The following is a 21,980-nucleotide window of genomic DNA, read 5'->3' on the forward strand; positions in this document are numbered from 1 at the left end:
AAACGCCGACAATCGCCACAAAACCTAATCCAAAATAACAAACCCGCCGAAATCGACGGGTTTGTCAGCAGTCTGAGGGCCGGATGAAATATCCGGCCCTTGCTTCTTTCCGATTTCCGCAACGGAATTCGACGAGATATCTCTGTTACCGGATCGCACCGCCGATAATGCCGCCGATGACGCCGCCGATGAGCGCAGCCGGAACCTGTCCGCCGCCGTTGTTATTGTTGTTCGTGTTCTGGTTCGTATTTCTGTTTCTCGGCGGGTTGTTCTGAGGCGCCGAGCTTCTGCTGACGACTTTTCGCCGCTCGGCAATGCGCCGCTGTTCCTCCTCGAGCCATGCCACATACTGCACCTGGGTCTGGCTGGTCAGAAGCCGGTACTGCGGGGCGGTGAAGTAGCCCGTCGGAACGAATTTGTTGGCGGTTTGCCATGCGGTCACGGCCTGGCGGGTCTTGGGGCCATGGACGCCGTCCGGATGCCCGGTGTTAAAGCCGGCCAGGTTCAACCTGGCCTGAACCTCCCGCCGCACGCTCCGGCCCCAGCCCAGCTGCGCTTCGGTGGCTTCTGTTCCCGGCAACCGGAGGTCCTCAGTCGTGATCTGCGGGCCATCGTTTGAGGAAGCGGATGCGACGTTCTGGGTTTTCTCCGCGGAGCGGGTAATTGTCGTGATTTTCTCACGCGCGATTTCGGAAAACGTACCCGTCGGGTAAGCGCGCAGATAGGCTTCATAGGCGGCTTTCGAGCCGGTGCCTTCGGCTGCATCCCAAACCGCCTTTTCGCGTTCCCAGGCCAACGCGGCGTTCGCGGGTACTGACGGCGCGACGGCAGCCGTCGAGGCGTTAGATTGCGTATCCGCGGTTCCCTGTTCCAGCGACGCCACCTGCTGGTTTGCGGTCTTGTTCAGGAAAACCTCGCCGATCAGGGAGGCGTTGACCCAAGGGCGTTGCCGCCGGTTGGTTTCATTGAATACGTCTCCCGTCACGCGGGTCATGACCGTCTGGATGGAGGCGTTGGGTTCGTCGATATGTTTGAGCAAGGCGTTGGTGAACGGGGAGTTCTGCCCATCGCCATCGAGCGCGACATCGCCGGGGCTGGTTGAAAACGCGATTACCGAACCGGAACCACCGGTTTCGATCAGCTTTATTTCCGCAAGCCCCTGTCCGACGGTTGCGGACCGCGACGGGCTCATCCGGCGGGCAAGCGAGCGTGCCAGCGGGTTATCCCGGCATGCATCGAGAAAGACCAGCTGGACCTTCACATCATTCGTCATCTGCCGGAGGATGAAATCCATCGGCATCGTTTCGAAATCGAGGTCGGTTTCGTCCTGCAAGCGGGCATCGATCGGAACCAGATAATTCTGACCGCCGATCTGCATGCCGTGACCGGCATAGAACAACAGCGCGATATCCGCACCTTTTGCGGAGCGTGCGAACTGACCCACGGTCTTGCGCATGTTCCTCAGGTCCAGGTCATAACCGGCGACCACGTCAAATCCGAGATTGCGCAATTTGGTCGCCATCGCGGTGGCATCGTTCACAGGATTGGGCAGCACCACCGTATTGGCATATTCGCTGTTGCCGATCACGAGGGCTACGCGCTTGGCAAGAGCCGGCGCGGAACTGACCAGCAGAATCGAAAAGCCTACCAATAACTTACGGAACATCTCGTCCTCCTGATAATCATGTACTAAATAAAATTGTTCGTGTTTCGGCAGATACTTAAGGAAAAAGGGTTTTTTTGTCGTTTAAAGGCTACAGACAAATTCGGATGAATTTTAACACACTACTTACACTTTACTCAACAAATTCGCAGTGTGAAATCTTCCGGCGGAATGCGCCGTTCGCACACTCTTGCCACATGAAAGTGCGCCGAACCGGAACAGCGGCCACTTTTGTGGACTTGTCAAAGGCAATGAGCAAATTTCCGGGATTTGGTACCTTCCGGCTTCGCCTTGAACGTGAGATGGCGACGCAGCCCATAATTGCAATGAGTTTGCGGTTTCACAACCGATCACGTTGCCGAGACTTTCCTCATCGGCGCGAATTACCGCCGGGGAGCGCGCAAGGCGAGGGCCATTGTCGGGTTCCCGTGGGTTTCAGAAGGCCGGGAAGTCCTCACGCAGATCTCTTATTACTGTGCGACTATTACAGTGCGACTCGGGTATGAATGGTTCATGTCATCGATATTTTTCTCAATGTTGTGGCCTGAACCGGATTGGCTGCGAACGCGAATTCCTTCGCCGTTCATTCGGTTTCTTCTGATTTTTCCGGCTTCGGTGGCGGTGATCGCACTCGCCACCTGGCTGATGACGCTGTTTCTTATCGCCGAAGGAGCGATCACCCTGGCCGCGTTTCCGCTGGCAATCGCGATCGCCGGGACGGTCTATTTCGGTCCGTCGGTCGCGTTGGCCTGGGGCGTGGTGGTGTTCGGCGCCTTTGCCTTTTTCTTCGGCATGCCTTCCGGGTATTCCCTGCTTTATGCGGTCATTTACAGCGGGGCCACCTGGGTCGCGGCGGTGGCGCTCCACCGCTTCGGCTTCGACCGGTTGCTTTCCCATCCGGTTCGCGCAGTCGTTGCCTGGTACGCCATCGTCGGGGTCGTTATGCCGGCATTGACCACGATCCTGGGTGTGCCGGTCCTTGTGGCCGGCGGGGTCGCGAGCGCCGATGGCGGATGGCTGCTTCTGTTTGTCTCGAACTACATCAGCGACAGCTTTTCGCCGGTCTCGCTGGGGCTTGCCCTATGCGTGCCGATCGAGCGCCTTACCGCGCAAAATCCTCCCGCGCATTCGGATGCGCAGAACCGCAGCGAGATGCTCTTGTGGGTGCTTTTCGCCGCGGCATCCACGGTCGGTGTGACGATCTTCGGCAAAGACTGGCTGCGCCACGGGATCAACGACATGACGCCGGCCTACTTCCTGCTCCTTGCGTGGGCGGCCCTGCGCTTCAGCCTGTCCTTCACGACAATCGCGACGGCCGCCGTGGGCCTGATCGTCGTCTCGTGCCACACGTTCGGGCTGGGCGGCACGCCGATACCGGCAACCACATCCGACACGATTACGGTCTATGCCAATCTCCTGGCGCTCACGGTGCTCGCCCAGGCAAGCAGCGCGATGACATCGCAGCGCCGGCTGGACCATGAGCGGGCCGTCGAGGCGGAACTCGGCCGGGCGCGCCTGAAGCGGTATTTCTCGCCCCGCATCGTGGAGGATCTGCTCGCGCAGCGCGGCGCCTTCGACGAGACCCGTGCGCAGCGCGCCGTCGTCATGTTTGCCGACATCGTCGGTTTCACCACCCTGTCGGAACGCCAGACGCCGGAAGAGACGATCGCGATGCTGCGCGAGTTCGATACCGCCATGGAAGGCGAGATCTTCGACAACAAGGGCGTAGTCGACAAGTATCTGGGCGATGGCGTCATGGCCGCCTTTGGCCTACCGGATACCAGCGAGGTCGACGTCGCCTCCGCCGTCCGCTGCGCCCGGGGCATGCTGGAACGGACCCGTCAGCTTTCAAGACAGCGGAAGGATGCCGGCGAACAGGACTACAGGATCAGCATCGGACTGCATGTGGGCGACGTCGTGGCCGGCAATGTCGGCAGCGAACGCAACCTGTCCTTCACGGTGATCGGCGACACGGTCAACACCGCCGCGCGCCTGGAATCCCTCTCCCGGGAGTATGACGCGGCCATCGTCGTCAGCCAGGACATTGTCGACGCCGTCCGAGACGAGATGGGCGAAAAGGCGGATACGCTGCTTGCCGACTTCGAGAACATCGGGGCCGCAAAGGTGAAAGGGCGCGCCGAGTCCGTGGAAGTGTGGGTGTTGCGGGACAGAGGCGAGAGCCCGGCCGCGATTAGGAGCGCTTAATAGAGATTTTTCGCGTTGGTCCGGTCTTTTCCGGAGACCGCCGATGGCGTCCCGGTCGCGGCCTGCCGCTTGGTCGCTCCCGGCAGCCGGGCTACGGGCGGTTCGGGCTTGATATCGGCAGGCGGACCATCTCGCCTGCCTTACCGTTGACAGGCCATCGACCTGAGGATGGATCGGGTCCGCCCCTGTTGAGCATCGCCTCAAAAATATTGCCAGATAAACGCCGGCGCGGCACGGTTTTTCCCGGAATGGTTCCCCATATGCTCAGGTCGAAATGGCTGATGATGTCATGGAACTCACGCGCGTGGCGTCCGGGGGCACGCAATAAAACCGGACATGCTGGCTATGGATCACTATGCTCGATTTCGACTTTTATTGATGTTGAAATAAATAATTAATAGTAATTTGTGCGATATCTCCTTCCATTGTAAAAATTATCAATAAATAATTTCTGAATATTTTGAAATATTCGTTCAAGTTATTTAATTATTAGTCCTTGAAGCTGTTTTATTTCCTTTAGGGTAGACGGTGGGGGCAGAGTGATCGACATCATGGGAGCGTCAGTCGCAAAATCGGAGCCGCATAATCGTACTGGCACGATGAAGGTTCTTATTGCCGAGGATTCGCCGGTTACACAGGACATCCTCAAATTGCTTCTGACCGGCAAAGGGCATGAAGCGCATATCGCCAGGGATGGCGCTGAGGCGCTGAAATGTTTGGAGTCGGAGCACTTCGATCTTGCTCTGCTCGACTACCACATGCCCAGACTGACCGGGTTCGAAGTGGTCAATCAATTCACCGACAGCGCAGCCGGGCAACCGCTTCCGGTGTTCGTCGCGATGACCGCCGATCCTGAAGCGATCCATGCGAACCCGGAACAATCGGAAAAGTTTGCAAAGGTTTTTGCCAAACCCTTTGATTTCGACGACGTTCTGACTTTCATCGAATCCGTTCAGTCGCGGGAGGCTTCAGCCGCCGACGCGGGCATTCAAGCTCCGTCTGCAGCATCGGGCTCGGACCAAGGCTCAAGAGAGGTCGATGAAGGCCCTGGGGAAAATACGGTTCAGATGATGCCGCAAGCCGAACGTGCGGTGCCCGGCGGCAGAGAGGCAGGCTGTGAGGTCGATGCCAAGGAAATGCCTGAAACGCCTGATGGACCTGTGCAGCCCGAGCGGGCAGGGTCCGCTTCGGTCGGCAAGCACGAAAAGCGCGTTCTTATTGCCGAAGATTCTCCGGTTACGCAGGACATTCTTCAGCTGCTGCTGTCGTCCAAGGGATATGACGTCGACATAGCTCATGACGGGACCGAAGCGCTCAAGCTCCTGAAGGAGCGAAACTATACGCTTGCGCTGATGGATTATCACATGCCCGGCCTGACCGGCGGCCAGGTGGTCACGCGCAGTCATAAGGAGATTACCGACCGGCGCCTGCCGGTTTTTGCGGCCATGACCGCGGATCCGGCGGCGCTGCTCGCCGACGAAGGTCTTGGTAGCGGATTTTCCAAGATCTTTGCCAAGCCGTTCGATTTCGATGAGGTGCTGAATTATATCGAGGAATACGCCGCGCAGAGCGCCGAATCTCCGCTTCGGAGGAATGACGCCACGGCCGCCGACAGCGCCGCGGCAAAGCCGCCGCAGCGCAATCCGCCAGACCGGCAGGCCGAAGTCGAGCTGAACCGGACCCGCCCCGGCCTTCCGGGCGGCGATGACCTGCCGGTACGCTCGCTGAGGTGGCCGGAAGATATCGGACCGGCCGGCTTCTCCGTATCGGCACGGCAGTATATGGCGGCGGGCAATGACTACGATGCGGTCGTGATTTCAGAGCCTGCGACCGCCAGCGACCTGCACCATCTGTGGGGTCTGGGTGACCTCAGTCTTTTACCGGTCATCGACGAGACCGGTCATCTCGGAGCCAAAGCGGATATCTCCGTCCCTTCGATTCCGCGCGGTGTGGTCAAACGAATGACCGAAACGGCTCTTCAGGAGTTTGCGGAAGCCCGCTCCTCGGTCAATCTCGAGGTCCGTCAAAGCAAGGTCCTTGCGGAAAAGCTTGCGGCGAGCATGTATGTCCGCAAGCGGAAACTGGTTCCCGAATACGACGCCAAAACACCTCTGGGTTTTTCGTACAACACGTCCCTGGAGGATGACGAGGTCCTTTCCTGTATTTCCGAACTGACCGAACTCGGGCTTGTTTCGCGGAGGTTCTTCGACCGGTTCCACGTTTGCAAAGGGTGCCGGTCCGTCCGGCTGAATGTACGGGAAGAGTGCTTCGATTGCCATTCGCCCCATCTCGCCGAAACGACGCTGATCCATCATTTCAAATGCGCCTATCAGGCGCCCGTTGAGGATTTCCAGCAGGGTTCGGATCTTGTCTGTCCGAAATGCTCCCGCGAACTTCGCCATTTCGGTGTCGACTACGACAAACCGGGGACGATCATCAATTGCATCGCGTGCGGTGCTTCGGCGAGTGAAGCAGCGGTTGGCTTCAAATGCCTCGACTGCGGCCAGCACATGGATGGCGAACTCATCGATACAAAGGACGTGTTCGAATACACGCTCACCGACAAGGGGATCGCCTTCGTTGAGGAAGGGCCGATTGTTATCGGAGGAGCTCAAAAGAACCTCAAGTTCGGCGAACTGGCTCTTGAACTGGTTATCGCGCTGAACAAATCCGCCCGGAACTTCACCGAGACTTCCCGCCCGTTCTGCCTGATGACCGTTGGTTATCCCAACCGGCGCGCGGCGACCGCAGATCACGGGGCAAGGCTGGTGGAGAAATCGCGGGCACAGTTGATCGAGAACCTCCACAATTATTTCGGCGAAAGCGCGCTGACCCATCAGGGGACGGACTACGACTATCTTCTGTTGAACCGGCTGCCCCCGGAGAGCGCGCGGGCAAATCTGGACTCCTATATCGAGATCGCCCAGTCCGGACTGAAGATCGATTTGACCCCGAGGATGACCGTCTTCGGGCCGACGGAGCTTTTCGGATGAACCCGATTTCGGAAAGCCTTGCGTATATAACCGCACACAGCACCAACAGCATGGTGCTCCTGTTCGGGATGGTCATCATCTTCGAAGTGCCGCGCTATATTTTACTGTTCCTGGTCGCCGCCCTGTTCGAACGGCCCAGGCAAAGGACGCTCGAAGCCGCAACACGGTTCAAAGTCAGCGTGATCATTGCCGGCCACAACGAGGAAAAAGCCTTCCCCTTGTGTGTGACCTCCTTGAAGGAGCAGTCGCGGCCACCTGACGAGATCATCGCCTTCAGCGACGGTTCGACAGATCGCACGACGGAAGTCCTGCGCAATCTGTTGGCGAAGGGCGAAATCGACAAGGCGCAGTGGACCGATCTTCGCGGCGGAAAGTCCGCCGGCTTCAACATCTGCCAGAGACTGGCGACCGGCGACATCATTGTGAATATCGATTGCGACTGTTCGCTTGACCGGGATGCGATCCGGCGGATCGTCGAACCTTTCGAGGACCCGAAGGTGGGAAGCGTGGCCGGCAACATCCAGGTTCGCAATGCGCGCGCAAGCCTGATTGCGACGGCGCAGGCGATCGAATATCTGATCACGATTTCTCTCGGCAAACAGAGTGCGCTCGTATTTGACCAGGTGACCTGCAGTTCGGGCGGGTATTCCGCTTTTCGACGGACGGCCCTTGAGCAAATTGGCGGCAATGATGCCGGTGGCGGCGAGGACCTCGATGCCACTTTAAGACTGCGGAATTATGGCTGGAAGATCGGTTTTCGCCCGGATTCAATCTGTTACACGGATGTGCCCGACACCGTGACGGGGTTGATCAGGCAAAGGTTCCGCTGGGAGCGCGATGCCGTTCGCCTGCGTTTCCGGAAATACCGTTTCGAGCTCAATCCTTTCGATCCGCGGTTCAGGATTTCAGAGGCGCTTCACCAGCTCGAGTTCCTGGTCTTCAACGTTTTCGGTGCGGCTATCATGCCGTTCTACGTGCTTTGGATGTTCCTGGAATACGGTAGCTTCGCCTTTGTTCTTCTGCTTGCCATCAAGCTGTCGCTGATGCTGCTCGATCTTTTCATTTTTCTGCTCGCTGCGGCGTCGACCCCCTACATCAATTGCTTTGCGCTGCTGCCCTACACGGTTGCCTATAGCTTCTACAACGGGTTCTTCATGCGCATCATCCGGCTCGCGGCCTATTTGGACGAATGGATTTTCGACAGTTCCTACAAGGATAGCTACGTGCCCCAAAAGGTTCATGACGTGAGGGGGAGATAGGCATGAGGAGACTGAAGAAGCGGGCTCGCACAGACGCGCATGTCAATGACAGGCGCGCTCAGGGTCGTAGTTACAGCCGCTGGATTTATCTGGCATTTCTGTTTGTGTTCCTTGTCGCCGTTCTGGATTACGTCTGGGGTGATTTTCTGCTTTTCCGGGCGAACGGTGTTGTCGTTCAGGATCGGGTCGACATTGAAGCGGGGTATGTCGGTCGTCTGGACAAGGTGCCGCTGCGGATAGGCCAGTCTGTCCGGCAGGGTGAAACCCTGGCCGTCTTTACCTCGATTGAGATCGCGGAACGCCTGGCCGAACTGAAATTGCGCGTGGCGGAACTCAAGCAGCAGGTTCTTGAGAAGAAGCAGGAGATCGATGTTGCCCAGGACCTTTTGCCAATTGCGGATGCACGGGTGAAAAATTCCCGCGAACTGCGTGCCGTTCTGGATGGGTTGAAGGGAAAGGGGCTCGCTTCGTCGGATCGTCTTCTGGATGTTCTCATAGAAAATCATTCGGCAGAGGAGGCAGCCATTCGTCTGCGGGCCCAATTGAGCAGCGATCAAAGGGCCGAGAAGGCGCTGCAGCCTGCTCTGGAAAGCGCGGAAACGGCTCTGGCCACCCTGAGCGAATTGTATGGTGACGGGATTATCAAGGCGCCGGTTACCGGTATCTTAGACAGCAAGATTCCTGCACGCGGCGAGATCTTCCTCACGGGTGAAAAGATCCTCTCCCTTTATACCGGCGATAAATACGTTCTGGCTTACCTGCCTTCGAGGCATTTGTTTCCTGTTGCTGTCGGTGAAGACGTTCTCCTGGATTCCGGACAACTTGTGCTGGATGGAAAAATCGACGAGATCCTGCCCGTTTCGGACAAGCTCCCGAGCGAGTTCCAGAACACCTTCAAGCCTGTCGAACGAACCCAACTGGCCCGGATCGTCATATCCGATCCGCAGTTGGTGCCCACGAACACAAAGATCCGCATTTCCCGGAAGAGGGAAACCTTGCGGGGAATTACCCAACTGGCCGGCAAAGCCTGGCGGGAAATCCGGACCATCGTCGGGTCCCGGCCGGACCCCCGCGAGGTTACTACCGGCTCTAGTGCAGGAGGGACCGGCGATGTTTTCGCAAGACCTGAACATGTTGGTCAAACGGCACTGCGAAACGATCAAGCAGATGTTCGATGAGTTTCAGACGCTCTATAAGGACCGGGCTGTCGGTTGTGCGCCCAGTGCCGAGGCGATGGCCGTCCTCCACAAGCTGAAAGGAAGCAGCGGAACTATCGGTTTTTCGGCCGTGAACACGGCCGTTGCGGACTTCGAAAGCAAGTTGAGGGAATGGCCCGCCGATCCTGGTTCCGGTTCCGCCTATGAAGGCGAGCAAAGCCGGAACCTTTGCATGCTTCGCGCCTTGATCGACGGCACGAACCCGGAAGATTCCACGCTATACGGTCGCAAGCTCTAAAGCTGCGTCCGCATCATAACCATTCAGGTTTTGAAACGTTTGCCTGCTCCGCCCGGTGACGTTGCGAAAATCGATGTACGATACCGGACACAGGTGCTGATCGTTTCTCCACGAGCCGGCGCGGATTATGCTGCCCGCGGCAGATTGAACCGGAACGTCGAGCCGCAGCCAACTTCGCTTTCGACCTCGATTTCGGCGCCATGGGCTTTGGCGATCGCCTGACAGATGCTCAAGCCCAGGCCGGTGCCCTGTCTGGAACGCTTGTCTGAACCGTCAACCTGATAGAAACGGTCGAAGAGATGTGGCAATGCCTCGGACGGAATACCGGCTCCTTCGTCTGAGATCGTCAGTCTGAAATTGCCCTCCGATTCATCCAGAGCGACCGTGACCGCACTGTTGTCTGCAGAGAATTTGGCCGCATTTGAGAGCAGATTCAAAATAATCTGCTCAATTCTGCCGCGATCCGCCACGGTTCTGGCTTCCGGTACAGCGGTCGAGAATTCAACGGAAATTTCCCGGTCCGCACAGTAGGGGCGGAATTCTTCAACGGTCTTGCTGAGCAGTTCGATGAGATCGAATTCTTCGGGCTCCAGTATCAGGTTGCCGGTTTCTATTTTCTCGCTGTCGAGAATGTCGTCGACCATGGTTTTAAGCCGCGCGGCATTGCTGCTCGCGAGCTTCAGCATTGCCGTCTGTTTTTCTGAAAGGGTTCCGAAGACGCCGCCTTCCAGGAGGCCGATCGAGCCGATCATTGCCGTGATCGGCGTCCGCAGTTCATGGCTTACGACCGAGATGAATTCACTCTTCAGGCGCTCGATGCGCTTTCGCTCCGTTATGTCCTGAAGAATTGTCCAGACGATCGGCATGCTGCCCGGAATGTTGACGATCAGGGAGTTGATGACAACGGAGCTCTCCCGCACACCTGATTTCAAGCTCACTTCGACCGGGCCGGCATGGCCTTCTTCCTCGACATGCTTGAGGTAGTCCTCACGCTCGGCAGCCGGCATTTTTGCAAAGATTTGATGGAAATCCTGGCTGATCAGTTCGTTTTTCATTGAAAAGCTGAGTTTCTGGAAGGTTTCGTTGCAATCCACGAAACGACCGTCCGTCGCCGTCTGCAGAATCCCGACCGGTGCCATGTCGACTACATATCGAAACTTCAACTCGCTTCGCTTAAGGGCCAGTTCCGATGTCTTTTCACGTGTAACATCCTGCTCGATTACGATAAAATTCGTAAGGTGGCCTTCATCGTCGAAGATCGGCTGCACCTCGATCTGGTTCCAGAACGGTTTGCCGGACTTGTCATAGTTGAAGATGGTCTGCTTGAAGGGGTGAGCGGCGGCGAGGGAGGATCGCATATAGGAGATCGCGTCGGGATCGGTTCCCGGCCCCTGCAGTAACTCGCCCGGCTTTTTACCGATGATCTCGTCGCTCGTATAGCCGGTTATCCGGGTGAAAGCGTCGTTGACCCACTCCACGGTGCCTTTTTCATTGGTGATAATTACGGAGTTGTTCGTCTTGCTCGCGACAAGGGCAAGACGCGACGCTTCCATTTCGCTTTTGCGCAGCGCTTCCTCGTTCTGTTTGATTTCGGTAACGTCCGCCCGCACGCCGACCGTATAGCCGCGTTCGGTCTTGCGTTCCTCGATCTTTAGCCAACGATCGTTATCGATGCGCTGGATAACGGAATGGGTCGGGCGTCGGTGGACCATAAGGCGGGCCTGAAGCCAGAACTCGTGCTCCTCCGGCGTGTCACCCGCTTCAAGATATTGGCCCTGTTCGAGACCATGTCTGAGGATGTCCTCGAACCTGGCACCGATTTTCATCAGGTGCCGCGACTTGTCGTAGAGGTTCTTGTAGGCGGTATTGCAGTAGTAAAGCCGGTCCTCCGGGTCGTAGATGACGTAGCCTTCCGCGGTGGCTTCGAAGGCCTCCTTGAAAACGTCCAACTGTTCGTAAAGTTCGCGCCGGCGCGCTCGCGAAGCAAATGCAGTGGTGAAAGCCTCGGTGACCGGAGCGAGGCGTTTCCAATCCGCTGCAGCCAGACCGTCCAGCCTTAACAAACCGAGAACGTCGCCCTGGTGTTCCAGGACGTATACATCTTCGTAATCTGACAAAATATGATCGCAATGGCCGACCTTGTCAGCGGATACGTTCTGCGCAGCTTTTTCCAGCGTTTGTGTAAGGTAGACAAACGCGGTTTCCCTGGAATCGAAACCGGCGTGGCCTGCGAGTTCGCAGCCTGCTTTTTCGCCGATATTATTGTGAATGGCTTCGGCCAGGATTGCGCAGCGGCTTCCTGCAACCCTGCGGATTTTCTCAAGGGTATCGTCAAAACGCTTAAACGATTGCTCGTCGTTTGTAATATCCCTGAGTGAATCTTGATGTAATGCTGTCAATATCTCCAATAGATCGCGATCGAGATTTCTATTGTCAATTCTGACCATGATTTAGTCCTGTGACTTTATGCTCATTTGGGCATTTTTCCTCAGACTTCTAATTATAGATCAAATATATACTAATTATTCTGAAATTTTTTCTTTGGTTTGCAGCATTTTATTCGAGTATTTTCGATGTGATCGCAACGTTGCTGTCGGTCCGCCGTCAGCGATCGGACTGCGAACGGGTCAGCGTTTTCGTATGCCGGCTTGTGCTGTGAAAGACCGTGCCTACTCGGATGACAAACGAGCCCAGATACTCTTCACTTCGTCCGGCAGGCGCATCGGATCGAACGGTTTGGTGATGATGCCCGTTCTTGTGTGCTGAATCAGTTCTTCGACTTCTTCCGGACGCGCCTTTGCGGTTATGAAGATCGCCGGTGTCATTGCCGTCGCTTCCTCGCCGCGCAACACGGATAAACTCTCCGGACCCGTCAATCCGGGCATCATGACATCCAGAAGGATGAGGTCCGGCTTGAAAGTGCCCGCAGCGGCAATAGCGTCCGCCCCGTTTTCGCAGGCTTTGACATCGAACCCGCCCAACGAACTGAGTGTCAATGCGACGATGTCGCGAATATCCGGTTCGTCATCGGCGTACAGGATCTTTTTGAGTTCCGGCAATCTGCACCTCTTTCAAGACGACGCCCGGGCCGACCGACGGGTGAATTCGCGAGCGGCCCCATTACCGCATTTTGGCCGTTACTCGTTTAAGTCTTCTGAATCTGGTAGGAGAAACACTAGAAGAACGTGGCATGGGTGTAATAATTTTCCTGTTTATCTGACTTTATGGTGGTGAAATTTACGTAATAAGGGTCCGTTTCGAGTTGAATGTCGATTTCTCTGTAATCTGATCCGTAAATCGATTTTGCTGGATGGAGCGGTTGTGTTGAATTGCCGGTTCCGGGGAACCAATCCATGACGTGTTTGCCAAGACGGGGCACAGGCCATCAAGAGATCCCGTATGCAGGCGAACCGTACCTGCTGGACCCGATGTCCCGCGCGGATCGCTTTGTGGGACGATTGGCAGAATGCTCCAAATGCTGAATGTCGATTGAACCTAATCCGCTAAGAGGGACACGATGCGGTGTAAACGGATATTGAAGAACAAATGGCTGACAGTAGCCCGGGTCAGATGACCCCTGGTATGAAACAGTGAAGGTTTGGCCCCGGTTGAGGGCGCGTGCGGAGAAAAACATTGCTTCCCTATGCCCGGCAGTCAGTTGACGAGGAAGATATCGCCGCAGTGGTTCGGGTCCTGCATAGCGACTTTCTGACGACCGGGCCGGAGGTGCCTGCGTTCGAGGCCGCATTTGCCGAGTATGTCGGGGCGCCCCATGCCATTGCCTGTTCCAGCGGGACGGCGGCCTTGCACCTGGCGTGTCTGGCGCTAGGTCTTGAACCCGGCGATCAGGTGATCGTTCCGACGATCTCATTCGTCGCGACTGCCAATTGCGCAAGATACTGCGGTGCGGACGTGATCTTTTGCGACGTGGATCCGGACAGCGGACTGGCAACCGCAGGGACAGTCCGCGAGGCGATAGCCCGGGCCGATCGCAGCAGGCTCAAGGCCGTATTCGTGGTGCATATGACCGGGGCCGCTGTCGACCTGGCCCGGATTTCCAGCGTGACGAAAGATGCGGGTGTCGCGCTGATCGAGGACGCCTGCCATTCGCTTGGAACCCGATATGACATCGAGCCCGGCAGACAGGGAATTGTCGGTGACTGCGCGCTGTCGGACTTCGCGGTCTTCTCCTTCCATCCGGTGAAGACGATCACGACCGGAGAGGGGGGCATGATCACGACCCGTGACCGGGGTGCGGCGGAGCGGCTTTCAAGGGCGCGCAATCACGGCCTGATACGCTCGCCGGAGGACTGGATGGAAAAGGCGTTGGCCTTCGATCCGGTCGACGGGGAGCCGAACCCCTGGTTCTACGAACAGCAGGCCATCGGATATAACTATCGCCTGACCGATATCCAGGCGGCCCTTGGTCGGTCCCAGTTGCGCAAACTGCCGGAATTCGCCGAAAGGCGCAGGCAGCTGGCCGAGCGTTACCGGCGTCAGAGCGGCGTATTCGGGAATAGTGCAAGGCTGGTTTCCTCCGCCCAAAACGCGGACGCCGTATTGCATCTGATGGTGGCGCTGATCGACTTCGAGAGTGTCGGCCTCACGCGGCGCGAGGTGATGTTGCGCCTGCGGGACCAAGGCATCGGCAGCCAGGTCCATTACATCCCGATCCATTGCCAGCCGTATTATCGGAAAAGCTCCGCCACGCCGGACCTGCCCGGCGCATCCCGATATTATGCAAGGTGTCTGTCCCTGCCGTTTTACGCGGACATGACCGCGGACGACGTAAGCACCGTTTGTTCGGTGCTCTCCGACGTTTTAGGCTGACGCTGTCGGCGTGACCTGACTGAGCTCCGGGTTGACCTGACGGTTCCTTTTTAAGCGGAAAGCATTCGATGAAATATCTGAATGTCAGCAAGGCGAAGTCCGTTTATGCCGCCGGCGGCAATGTGACGGAATTCCTGCGGAAAGAGATAAACAGCCCGGTCAACACCAGCGAGATCATCGAGATCGCATATGACCTTCAAGCCGGAAGCTACATTGAAGGTGTTTATGCGAATATGGGTCAGGCCAAGGCCTATGCCGGTGAACTTGCCGGGCTCCTGGCGCCGCATATCGAAGACGGGAAGACGCTGCTGGACGTTGGGACCGGGGAGCTGACCACGCTCAGTCTTCTGCTGGCCTGTTTGGACATCAAGATCGGACATGCATTCGCATTCGATATCAGCTGGTCGCGCCTCTACAAGGGGCTGGGCTTTTCTCAATCCATATTGAAAGAGAACGCTTCCCTCATCACGCCGTTCGTGGCGGACATGAAAGCCATCCCACTTGCCGACAAGTGCATCGACATCGTGACATCCAACCATGCCCTGGAACCGAATGGCGGGAGCCTTTCGGGACTGCTGAAGGAATTGTTCCGGGTCTGCAAGGAGAAGCTGGTTTTGTTCGAACCGTCCTATGAGCTGAATTCCGACGAAGGCAAGAAGAGGATGGATCGGTTGGGATACATCAAGGATATCGAAGGAACCGTGGCGGCGCTTGGCGGCAGGCTGCTCGATGTGGTTCCTGTCTCGGCTGTTGCCAATCCGCTGAACCCGACCGCCTGCTACGTGATCGAGCCGGCTATGCATCCTACCCGGCTTTCTGAGGCTTATGGTGGTCGCGCCGCCTTGACGGTTCCGGGAACGGCGTTCGAGCTGATGAAAACAGACGGCTTCTGGTATTCGAAGGAAACCGGTCTCGCCTTTCCCGAGCTGAAGGGCATCCCCATCCTGAAGTCCGATAACGGGATCCTCGCATCCCATCTTGGTTGAGGCGAGGAAACAATCTTTCAGCGTCCTCCGGAGCGCCGGGTGTTTTAAACGCGCTCGAACACCGACAGGTCGGAGTGGAACCCGTCGGCCGTGGTGGATCCGAAGATATCGGCGTCTGTGGCGCGCAGGACATAGTTGGGCAGCTGCTCCGCGTAAAACGCCCCCCTGATGGGGGTGGCGACACCCACGGGATTGTCATCGGTTCGCTGTTGTTTGCCTTCGCGCATGTTGCGCAACAGGATCCATTTAGGCTCCAACCGATCCACATGCCCGAGATAATTCGCGACAACCTCCGGCTCCATTTCCTGGAAGGAAAAGAAGTTCACGAAGACGTCGATCTGACCGCTGAGAGCCTCGATCTGCCAGTTCGGCAGGACTGTCAGCGGCGGCAGATTGCCGATCGGATGGTGGTCCGTTCCGCTCGCCTCAGTGGAGGTCATCCGTTCCGTCGCCCTGCAGGCCTCTCCGAGATAATAATCGGCGAATTCACAGGTCGGCGGAATATCGACATCGATGAACCGGTAGGTGCCCGGTTCACGGGTCTTGGTCAGGATTTCGCCGAGGGTGCCAAATCCTCCTCCGATTTCCAGAAAAGTATGGCACCGCTCCAGATCTGCGAATTGGGCCAGAAAGGTCAGAGCGATCAGATAGTTCAGAGCTGAGCGGCTGTATTGCCGTCCGTTAAAACTGAAATGTTCGCGCGGATTGCCTGCAGCGGATTCGGAAAATTCCATCAGATGCGGCGCGCATTGCGGAGCAGCAGCGGCGAAAACACGATAGTCCGCTCGCGCCTGATCGTGGCCGGTGAGCCAGTTATCGACGATAGCCAATTGTTTCGCGGTTGCCGGGTGGGCGGCTGCACGCAGGGCGGCGATCTGCTTGTCGTTCAGGCTGTTGCCCGGATAGCCGTAGGTCGGAACGAAAAAGCTGAGCGGAGCCCCCTTGTTTCGGAAATTCTCAATCCCGTTGGCGTCAATATCCTCTGCGAGCCGTCGGGTGCCTTCGGCCCAAAACGGCGTTGGAGCGTAAAGCGGACCCGATCGGCGGCTTCGATCCAGTAAATCAGGATTGCTCATTTCGGGTTTTCCCTTTCGCCGTTTTCTCTCGGCGGCTTTTGTCCAGACACGCCGGCAATACGTGGTTCCGTTTGGATTATACTACCTCGAAAGTTATGTTCTCTTGCACTCCTCTGGGCCGCTGATCGAAGTTAGCCAATGATTTATATCCGTACACAGGCGTCGGAAAAGCAGGGTTTCGGTCACTTGAGCCGTTGTCTCAAATTGGCTGCGGCCTTGCGTGACAGTGGGGAGGACGCCGTTTTCCTGTGCCCTGCCGGTGATCGGCCGGCCCAGGAACTGATCCGGCAGAGTGGCCTCGCCCATGTCGCCATCTCGGACGGGAAGTCCTACGTCGATGAAGTGTCGGACTATCCCGATACCTGCCGCCAGGTTCTGGCCGACCTGTCGGATGCGGACAACGTCGCCGGTCCGAATGCCGTTCACGCCTATGTCGCGACCCTGCGGGCGAAGGGGATCAAGGTCTTTTATATCGATGGTGCCTTTGAGGATGCCGTCTTCAAGCCGGACAGTGCGTGTCTGCCGGATGTCCTGATCCAGCCCTATGTCGGCGTCGCGGCTTTCGACCGACCCGGGACGAAACACATTGCAGGCGGTGCTTTTGCCATCCTGCCGGCGGCCTATCAAAACAGTCCGACCAGGAAAATCGCAGGAACCGCGCAGCGTATTCTGGTGAGTTTCGGGGGCAGCGATCCGCAAGGGTTGACACAAACCGTCATGCAGGCGCTCGCCGAACGGCCTATGGACGACCAGTTCCGGTTGATGATCGGGCCCTATTTTTCGGAGACGCACAGGACCGCCATCAGAGACCTCGCTCAGAAGTATCCCGGGCAGTTCGACCTGCGGGAGGGCGTCACCGACATGATCCCGCATTACCGTTGGGCGGATCTGGTCGTTACCTCCTCCGGCCTCAGCCGGTATGAAAGTGTCGCCTGTGGCGCCCCCACCCTGTTCTGCGCCCTGTATCCTGCCCATGTCGCGCCGAGCGAAGCGTTTGTGCAGGCGGGTATCGGCCGGTATATTGGCCTTTGCGACACACTGAACGGCGCCGATTGGAGCAGGGAGATCGAGGCGCTGGCCGGAGATCAGGCCGAACGCCGGGCGCTTTCCCGTACCGGACAGAAGGCGATCGACGGAAAAGGGATGGATCGGCTGTTAGAGGCCCTGAAGAAAGAACTGGTGCCAGGATAATCGAAATTCGCGGACGCAAAATCGGCTCCGGCAACCCGCCCTACATCATTGCCGAACTCTCCGGCAATCATAACGGCGACATCAACCGCGCGCTGAAACTGATCGAGATTGCTGCCGAGAGCGGCGCGGATGCGGTCAAACTGCAAACCTATACGGCCGACTCGCTCGTGCTGGACTGCGACCGTCCCGAATTCGTCTTGAACGCGCCGGCAAGCACGTGGAACGGCCGCCGTCTTTACGACCTCTACCGGGAAGCCCATACACCGTGGGACTGGCACAAAGACCTGTTTGCCCGGGCGGAAGAACACGGCATCACGATTTTCAGCGCCCCCTTCGACAAGGCCGCCGTCGGATTGCTGGAAGACCTGGGAACCCCGGCCTACAAGCTGGCGTCAAACGAGCTGCATGATTGGCCGCTGGTTGCGGAGATTGTCCGGACCGGCAAACCGATCATCCTGTCAGCCGGGGTGGCAACGCTTCAGGATCTGACCAATACATTGGATTTCATGCGCGGCGAGGGGGCGAGGGATATTGTCGTTCTGCACTGCGTCAGCGCCTATCCCGCGCCGTTGGAAGATACCAATCTTCGGACGATGGAAGACATCGCGCAGCGTTTCGATGTTGTCGTCGGCCTGTCCGATCACACCCTGGGTATCGAGGCCTCTGTCGCGGCCGTCGTTCACGGGGCCAGCGTCATCGAAAAGCACATCACGCTGGATCGTCACGATGGCGGGCCGGACTCCTCCTTTTCTCTGGAGCCGGATGAGCTGAAAACCCTGTGCCGCGAAACGAAGGCTGCCTGGCAAAATCCGAAAGCCGCCCGCTACGACCCGGTCATCCTGGGCGAGGTGAAGTATGGCGGTACGACCGATCTGAAGACGAAGGGTATCTATACCCGCCAGTTCTGGACGGTCCGGGACATCAGGGCCGGAGATGTTTTCAGCGAGGACAACATTAAAAGCATCCGCGGGCCTTCCGATTCCGGCGCGGTTTCGACCATGTCTTATAAAGAAATTTATGGTGCGATAGCCCCGAAGGACATCGCCAGACACGAACCGGTGCTGCCGTCCATGGTTGGAAAGAGGAGGAAACCCGCATGAGCAAGCCTCTTGTCATTTTTGGAACGGCCGAGATCGCTTCGCTGGCAAAGTTCTATTTCGACCATGACAGCGACTACGACGTCAAAGCCTTCACCGTCGACGACGATTATGTCGACGGCGATACGTTCGAAGGGCTGCCCGTCGTTCCGTTCAGCAAGGTTGCGGAAGCGTATCCGCCCTCAGACCATGAGATGCATGTCGCGCTGTCTTACATGAAGCTCAACCAGCTGCGCGAGGCGAAATATCATCAGGCGAAACAGGCGGGATACAGGCTTGCCTCTTATGTCTGCAGCAAATCCGTGACATGGCCGGACCTGAGCATCGGCGACAACTGCTTTATCCTGGAAAACCAGACCATCCAGCCGACAGTTACGATCGGCAACAACGTCATGCTCTGGTCCGGCAACCATCTGGGCCACGGCTGCCGGATCGGCGATCACACCTATGTCGCCTCCCACGTCGTCTTCTCCGGTCACAGCCGGATCGGAGAACGCTGTTTCTTTGGGGTAAATGCGACCATCCGGGATTTTCTGACCATCGGTGACGATTGCTTCATCACCATGGACGCTTCCGTGACCCGGGATATGGCGAGCGAGTCCGTTGCCATCGGCGCTCCAACAACGATATTGGGGCCGGACGATCCCAAGGGGCAGAAAATCCGGAAATCCTACTTCAAATTGTGAGGCGTGGTGATGCATTTCGCGCAGCCGAAATGGCGGAAGATGGGATTGGTCATCGAGCCGGATGAGAACATCTGGTGGATGCGCACGCATGCTATGCTGCCGACACCTGTGCAGGTCGAAGGCAGCGTCTACAAAATCTTCTTCGGTGGCCGGAACGATCAAAACCAGTCGCACACGGGCTACGCCGTTATCGACCTGAAAGAGCCGGACAGGGTCCTGGACTACAGCGCCGACCCGGTTCTGCTGCCGGGTCGTCTGGGCACCTTTGACGACAACGGCGTCCTGCCGTCCTGTTACATCCGCCAGGAAGATGGCGACAATTATCTTTATTACATCGGCTTCAAGCCGGGCGGGACGACCCGGATGGATCTGTTCGGCGGTCTCGCCCTGATGGATGAGGCCGGTGCCTGCAAACGCTGGTCCGAAGCGCCGGTCATCGAACGTTGCCGCGCCAATCCGTTCATCAACACCGCGCCCTGGGTCATTCGCGAGGAAGCCGGCTACCGGATGTATTACGTGGCCGGCGTGGAATGGGTTCACAAGGATCTGCCGCGCTACAACATCCAGACGGCAACATCGCGGGACGGGAAGGACTGGCTTCGCGAAGGGACGGTGGCGATCGATTTTGCCGAGGGCGAGAATGCCCTGGCACGCCCCTATGTCACCAATAAGGACGGTATCTACCGCATGTGGTTTTCGTCCAAGGGCGACCATTACTTGCCGCACTATGCGGAGTCCGAAGACGGTGTGACCTGGACACGCGATCCGGGCGGGGTCCATCTGAAGCCGACCCCGGGCGGTCCGGATGAGGAGATGATCTGCTACCCGGTGGTGCTGGAACACGAAGGCCGCCAGATCATGTATTACAACGGCAACGGCTATGGTTTGAACGGCATCTGTCTGGCCGTGGAGGACTGAACGCGTGAGCGCGAGCCGGCCTGCCGACCAAACAGCCTTGGGTAAAAAAGTTGCCATCATGCAGCCGACCTTCCTGCCGTGGACGGGCTACATGGCGCTGATGGATCATGTCGACGAATTCGTTTTTCTGGATCACGTCCAGTTCGACAAGCGCAGCTGGCAGCAACGCAACCGGATCAAGACCGCCAATGGACCGCAGTGGCTCACGGTTCCCGTCATCTCCAGGGGCAAGAGCGATCAGGCCATCCGCGATGTTCTGATCAACCGGGACACGCCCGACTTTCCGCGCAAGATGATCGGTGCGATCGAGCACGGTTACGGCAAGGCGGCGTTTTACAAGGATTATGCGGAAGACGTCTTTGCACTCCTGTCCCGGGACATCCGCCATCTCCTCGACCTGAACATCGCCCTGATCGAATTTTTCAAGGACCGGCTCGATATCGATACGCCTGTTGCGTTCTCATCCCGCATGAATGTCGCTGGGCGGAAAGCGGCCTTGCTTGCCGACATTTGCAGAGAATGCGGCGCGGATATTTATATCTCGCCGCCCGGATCGAAGGACTATCTCGATGCCGCGGATGAATTCGAAGAGGCGGGTATCCCGGTTCGCTACTTTGCCTATGAGCACCCGGACTGGCCACAGGTCCATGGGGATTTCGAGCCCTACATGTCGGTGCTGGATCTGTTGATGAATTGCGGACCTGAGGCGGGCCGGATCATGCGCGAAGGGATCTTGAGCGAAGGGATAAGACACCCATGAAGAGACTATGTGTCATACCGGCGCGGGCAGGTTCGAAACGCGTTCCGCATAAGAACGTGAAAGACTTTTTCGGCAAGCCGATGATCGCGCATGCGATCGACGCAGCCAAGGCGAGCGGCATTTACGATGTCATTCACGTGTCGACAGACAGTGACGCGATCGCCCGGGTTGCGGAGGATTGCGGTATTAAACCGGACTTCGGCCGCCCTGTGGAGCTGACCGATGACTATGTCACCATCATGGATCTGCTGCGCTACGTGGTGGGGGAATACGTGGCGCGGGGACAGAAGTTCGATACGGTCTGCCTGATTTATGCTACCAGCCCTCTGGTCGATCCGGAGGATCTGAAGAAAGCCTGCGCCGAATTCGAGGCCGGTGATCCGGACAAGGCCCTGCTGGCGGTGGCTCCTTTTCCCGCCCCGATCGATCACGCCTTCACGATCACCGATCAGAAAGACCTGTTGCCGTTCAATGCGGACGGTTTGAGCCGGCGAACGCAGGATTTGTCCGCCGGTTACTACGACGCCGGCATGTTCTGCTTCTATTCGCCCGACTATATTCTCAAGAGCACCGGCGCGGGCGACTATACGAAGTTCAGGGCCTATGTCGTGCCAAGCTGGCGCGCCACCGATATCAACTGGCCGGAAGACTGGGAGCATGCCGGCATGATGTACCGGGCGATGCTGCAAAAACAATCTGAAGGCGGGACCTGATTTTAGTCCCGGCAACTCTATTTCCCATTTCTCTTGAGGTGCTTTCAATATTTTATTGGTGATCAGTCCGGATTTTTTACAACCGGCGACCTGAAATGCTTGCGTTTCAATTCCGCCTTTTCTTCTTTGTTAGTATTTAGATCTGAGT

General features: G+C 57.5%; 17 protein-coding genes. 13 read left to right on the forward strand and 4 right to left on the reverse strand.

Features of this window, described 5'->3' with window-relative positions:
- Positions 1-145 precede the first annotated feature (145 nt).
- A complete protein-coding gene (locus tag ACN0SO_RS25845) occupies positions 146-1,666 on the reverse strand; it encodes a caspase family protein (protein ID WP_417682561.1) in 1,521 nt (506 codons plus the stop codon).
- Positions 1,667-2,278: 612 nt separating this feature from the next.
- On the opposite strand from ACN0SO_RS25845, the gene ACN0SO_RS25850 reads away from it, so the two are divergent.
- From ACN0SO_RS25850 to ACN0SO_RS25870, 5 genes are all read left to right on the forward strand, one after another.
- Positions 2,279-3,868, forward strand: coding sequence for an adenylate/guanylate cyclase domain-containing protein (locus ACN0SO_RS25850; protein ID WP_417682563.1), 1,590 nt, complete (start codon positions 2,279-2,281; stop codon positions 3,866-3,868).
- Positions 3,869-4,467: 599 nt separating this feature from the next.
- On the forward strand, positions 4,468-6,861 hold the full coding sequence (locus tag ACN0SO_RS25855; protein ID WP_417682565.1) for a response regulator: 2,394 nt from the start codon (positions 4,468-4,470) through the stop codon (positions 6,859-6,861).
- Positions 6,858-8,120 carry a glycosyltransferase gene (locus ACN0SO_RS25860; RefSeq protein ID WP_417682567.1) on the forward strand — a complete coding sequence of 421 codons (1,263 nt, stop codon included), beginning with the start codon at positions 6,858-6,860 and terminating at the stop codon, positions 8,118-8,120. Before ACN0SO_RS25855 ends, ACN0SO_RS25860 begins: the two co-directional genes overlap by 4 nt.
- 2 nt (positions 8,121-8,122) lie before the next feature.
- On the forward strand, positions 8,123-9,298 hold the full coding sequence (locus ACN0SO_RS25865) for an HlyD family secretion protein (RefSeq protein ID WP_417682569.1): 1,176 nt from the start codon (positions 8,123-8,125) through the stop codon (positions 9,296-9,298).
- Positions 9,288-9,575, forward strand: a complete 288-nt coding sequence (locus ACN0SO_RS25870; RefSeq protein ID WP_417682571.1) for an Hpt domain-containing protein — start codon at positions 9,288-9,290, stop codon at positions 9,573-9,575. Before ACN0SO_RS25865 ends, ACN0SO_RS25870 begins: the two co-directional genes overlap by 11 nt.
- A 125-nt stretch (positions 9,576-9,700) precedes the next feature.
- Here the strand turns inward: ACN0SO_RS25870 and ACN0SO_RS25875 are convergent, their stop codons facing one another.
- Positions 9,701-12,022 carry a PAS domain S-box protein gene (locus ACN0SO_RS25875; protein WP_417682573.1) on the reverse strand — a complete coding sequence of 774 codons (2,322 nt, stop codon included), beginning with the start codon at positions 12,020-12,022 and terminating at the stop codon, positions 9,701-9,703.
- Positions 12,023-12,244: 222 nt separating this feature from the next.
- Positions 12,245-12,634 carry a response regulator gene (locus ACN0SO_RS25880; protein WP_417682575.1) on the reverse strand — a complete coding sequence of 130 codons (390 nt, stop codon included), beginning with the start codon at positions 12,632-12,634 and terminating at the stop codon, positions 12,245-12,247.
- A gap of 574 nt (positions 12,635-13,208) precedes the next feature.
- Between ACN0SO_RS25880 and pseC the strand changes: the two genes are divergently transcribed.
- Both pseC and ACN0SO_RS25890 read left to right on the forward strand, forming a co-directional pair.
- Positions 13,209-14,405 (forward strand): UDP-4-amino-4,6-dideoxy-N-acetyl-beta-L-altrosamine transaminase, encoded by a 1,197-nt coding sequence (gene pseC / locus ACN0SO_RS25885; protein ID WP_417682577.1) that lies wholly within the window; start codon positions 13,209-13,211, stop codon positions 14,403-14,405.
- A 68-nt stretch (positions 14,406-14,473) separates the two neighbouring features.
- Positions 14,474-15,391, forward strand: a complete 918-nt coding sequence (locus ACN0SO_RS25890) for a class I SAM-dependent methyltransferase (protein ID WP_417682579.1) — start codon at positions 14,474-14,476, stop codon at positions 15,389-15,391.
- A 44-nt stretch (positions 15,392-15,435) separates the two neighbouring features.
- Here the strand turns inward: ACN0SO_RS25890 and ACN0SO_RS25895 are convergent, their stop codons facing one another.
- Positions 15,436-16,467 carry a putative sugar O-methyltransferase gene (locus ACN0SO_RS25895; protein WP_417682581.1) on the reverse strand — a complete coding sequence of 344 codons (1,032 nt, stop codon included), beginning with the start codon at positions 16,465-16,467 and terminating at the stop codon, positions 15,436-15,438.
- A gap of 138 nt (positions 16,468-16,605) precedes the next feature.
- On the opposite strand from ACN0SO_RS25895, the gene ACN0SO_RS25900 reads away from it, so the two are divergent.
- The 6 genes from ACN0SO_RS25900 to ACN0SO_RS25925 are packed head-to-tail and all read left to right on the forward strand — an operon-like array spanning position 16,606 to position 21,832.
- A complete protein-coding gene (locus ACN0SO_RS25900; protein WP_417682583.1) occupies positions 16,606-17,658 on the forward strand; it encodes a PseG/SpsG family protein in 1,053 nt (350 codons plus the stop codon).
- A gap of 47 nt (positions 17,659-17,705) precedes the next feature.
- Positions 17,706-18,758 carry a pseudaminic acid synthase gene (pseI, locus tag ACN0SO_RS25905; RefSeq protein WP_417682679.1) on the forward strand — a complete coding sequence of 351 codons (1,053 nt, stop codon included), beginning with the start codon at positions 17,706-17,708 and terminating at the stop codon, positions 18,756-18,758.
- Positions 18,755-19,441, forward strand: a complete 687-nt coding sequence (locus ACN0SO_RS25910; protein ID WP_417682585.1) for an acetyltransferase — start codon at positions 18,755-18,757, stop codon at positions 19,439-19,441. The genes pseI and ACN0SO_RS25910 overlap by 4 nt, the downstream gene beginning before the upstream one ends.
- A gap of 9 nt (positions 19,442-19,450) precedes the next feature.
- Positions 19,451-20,359: a hypothetical protein gene (locus ACN0SO_RS25915; RefSeq protein WP_417682587.1), complete on the forward strand. Its 909-nt coding sequence runs from the start codon at positions 19,451-19,453 to the stop codon at positions 20,357-20,359.
- A gap of 58 nt (positions 20,360-20,417) precedes the next feature.
- Positions 20,418-21,119, forward strand: coding sequence for a WbqC family protein (locus tag ACN0SO_RS25920; protein ID WP_417682589.1), 702 nt, complete (start codon positions 20,418-20,420; stop codon positions 21,117-21,119).
- Positions 21,116-21,832: a cytidylyltransferase domain-containing protein gene (locus ACN0SO_RS25925; protein ID WP_417682591.1), complete on the forward strand. Its 717-nt coding sequence runs from the start codon at positions 21,116-21,118 to the stop codon at positions 21,830-21,832. Before ACN0SO_RS25920 ends, ACN0SO_RS25925 begins: the two co-directional genes overlap by 4 nt.
- Positions 21,833-21,980: the final 148 nt, after the last annotated feature.

Source organism: Roseibium sp., from assembly GCF_048260565.1.
Classification (GTDB): domain Bacteria; phylum Pseudomonadota; class Alphaproteobacteria; order Rhizobiales; family Stappiaceae; genus Roseibium.

Excerpts from the sequence above, each read along its gene's own strand:
- ACN0SO_RS25855 (WP_417682565.1), top strand. The coding sequence starts at position 4,468 with ATGAAGGTTCTTATTGCCGAGGATTCGCCGGTTACACAGGACATCCTC.
- ACN0SO_RS25895 (WP_417682581.1), bottom strand. The coding sequence starts at position 16,467 with ATGAGCAATCCTGATTTACTGGATCGAAGCCGCCGATCGGGTCCGCTT.
- ACN0SO_RS25860 (WP_417682567.1), top strand. The coding sequence starts at position 6,858 with ATGAACCCGATTTCGGAAAGCCTTGCGTATATAACCGCACACAGCACC.
- ACN0SO_RS25910 (WP_417682585.1), top strand. The coding sequence starts at position 18,755 with ATGAGCAAGCCTCTTGTCATTTTTGGAACGGCCGAGATCGCTTCGCTG.
- ACN0SO_RS25900 (WP_417682583.1), top strand. The coding sequence starts at position 16,606 with ATGATTTATATCCGTACACAGGCGTCGGAAAAGCAGGGTTTCGGTCAC.
- ACN0SO_RS25890 (WP_417682579.1), top strand. The coding sequence starts at position 14,474 with ATGAAATATCTGAATGTCAGCAAGGCGAAGTCCGTTTATGCCGCCGGC.
- ACN0SO_RS25875 (WP_417682573.1), bottom strand. The coding sequence starts at position 12,022 with ATGGTCAGAATTGACAATAGAAATCTCGATCGCGATCTATTGGAGATA.
- ACN0SO_RS25870 (WP_417682571.1), top strand. The coding sequence starts at position 9,288 with ATGTTCGATGAGTTTCAGACGCTCTATAAGGACCGGGCTGTCGGTTGT.
- ACN0SO_RS25920 (WP_417682589.1), top strand. The coding sequence starts at position 20,418 with ATGCAGCCGACCTTCCTGCCGTGGACGGGCTACATGGCGCTGATGGAT.
- ACN0SO_RS25865 (WP_417682569.1), top strand. The coding sequence starts at position 8,123 with ATGAGGAGACTGAAGAAGCGGGCTCGCACAGACGCGCATGTCAATGAC.
- ACN0SO_RS25845 (WP_417682561.1), bottom strand. The coding sequence starts at position 1,666 with ATGTTCCGTAAGTTATTGGTAGGCTTTTCGATTCTGCTGGTCAGTTCC.
- ACN0SO_RS25925 (WP_417682591.1), top strand. The coding sequence starts at position 21,116 with ATGAAGAGACTATGTGTCATACCGGCGCGGGCAGGTTCGAAACGCGTT.
- ACN0SO_RS25915 (WP_417682587.1), top strand. The coding sequence starts at position 19,451 with ATGCATTTCGCGCAGCCGAAATGGCGGAAGATGGGATTGGTCATCGAG.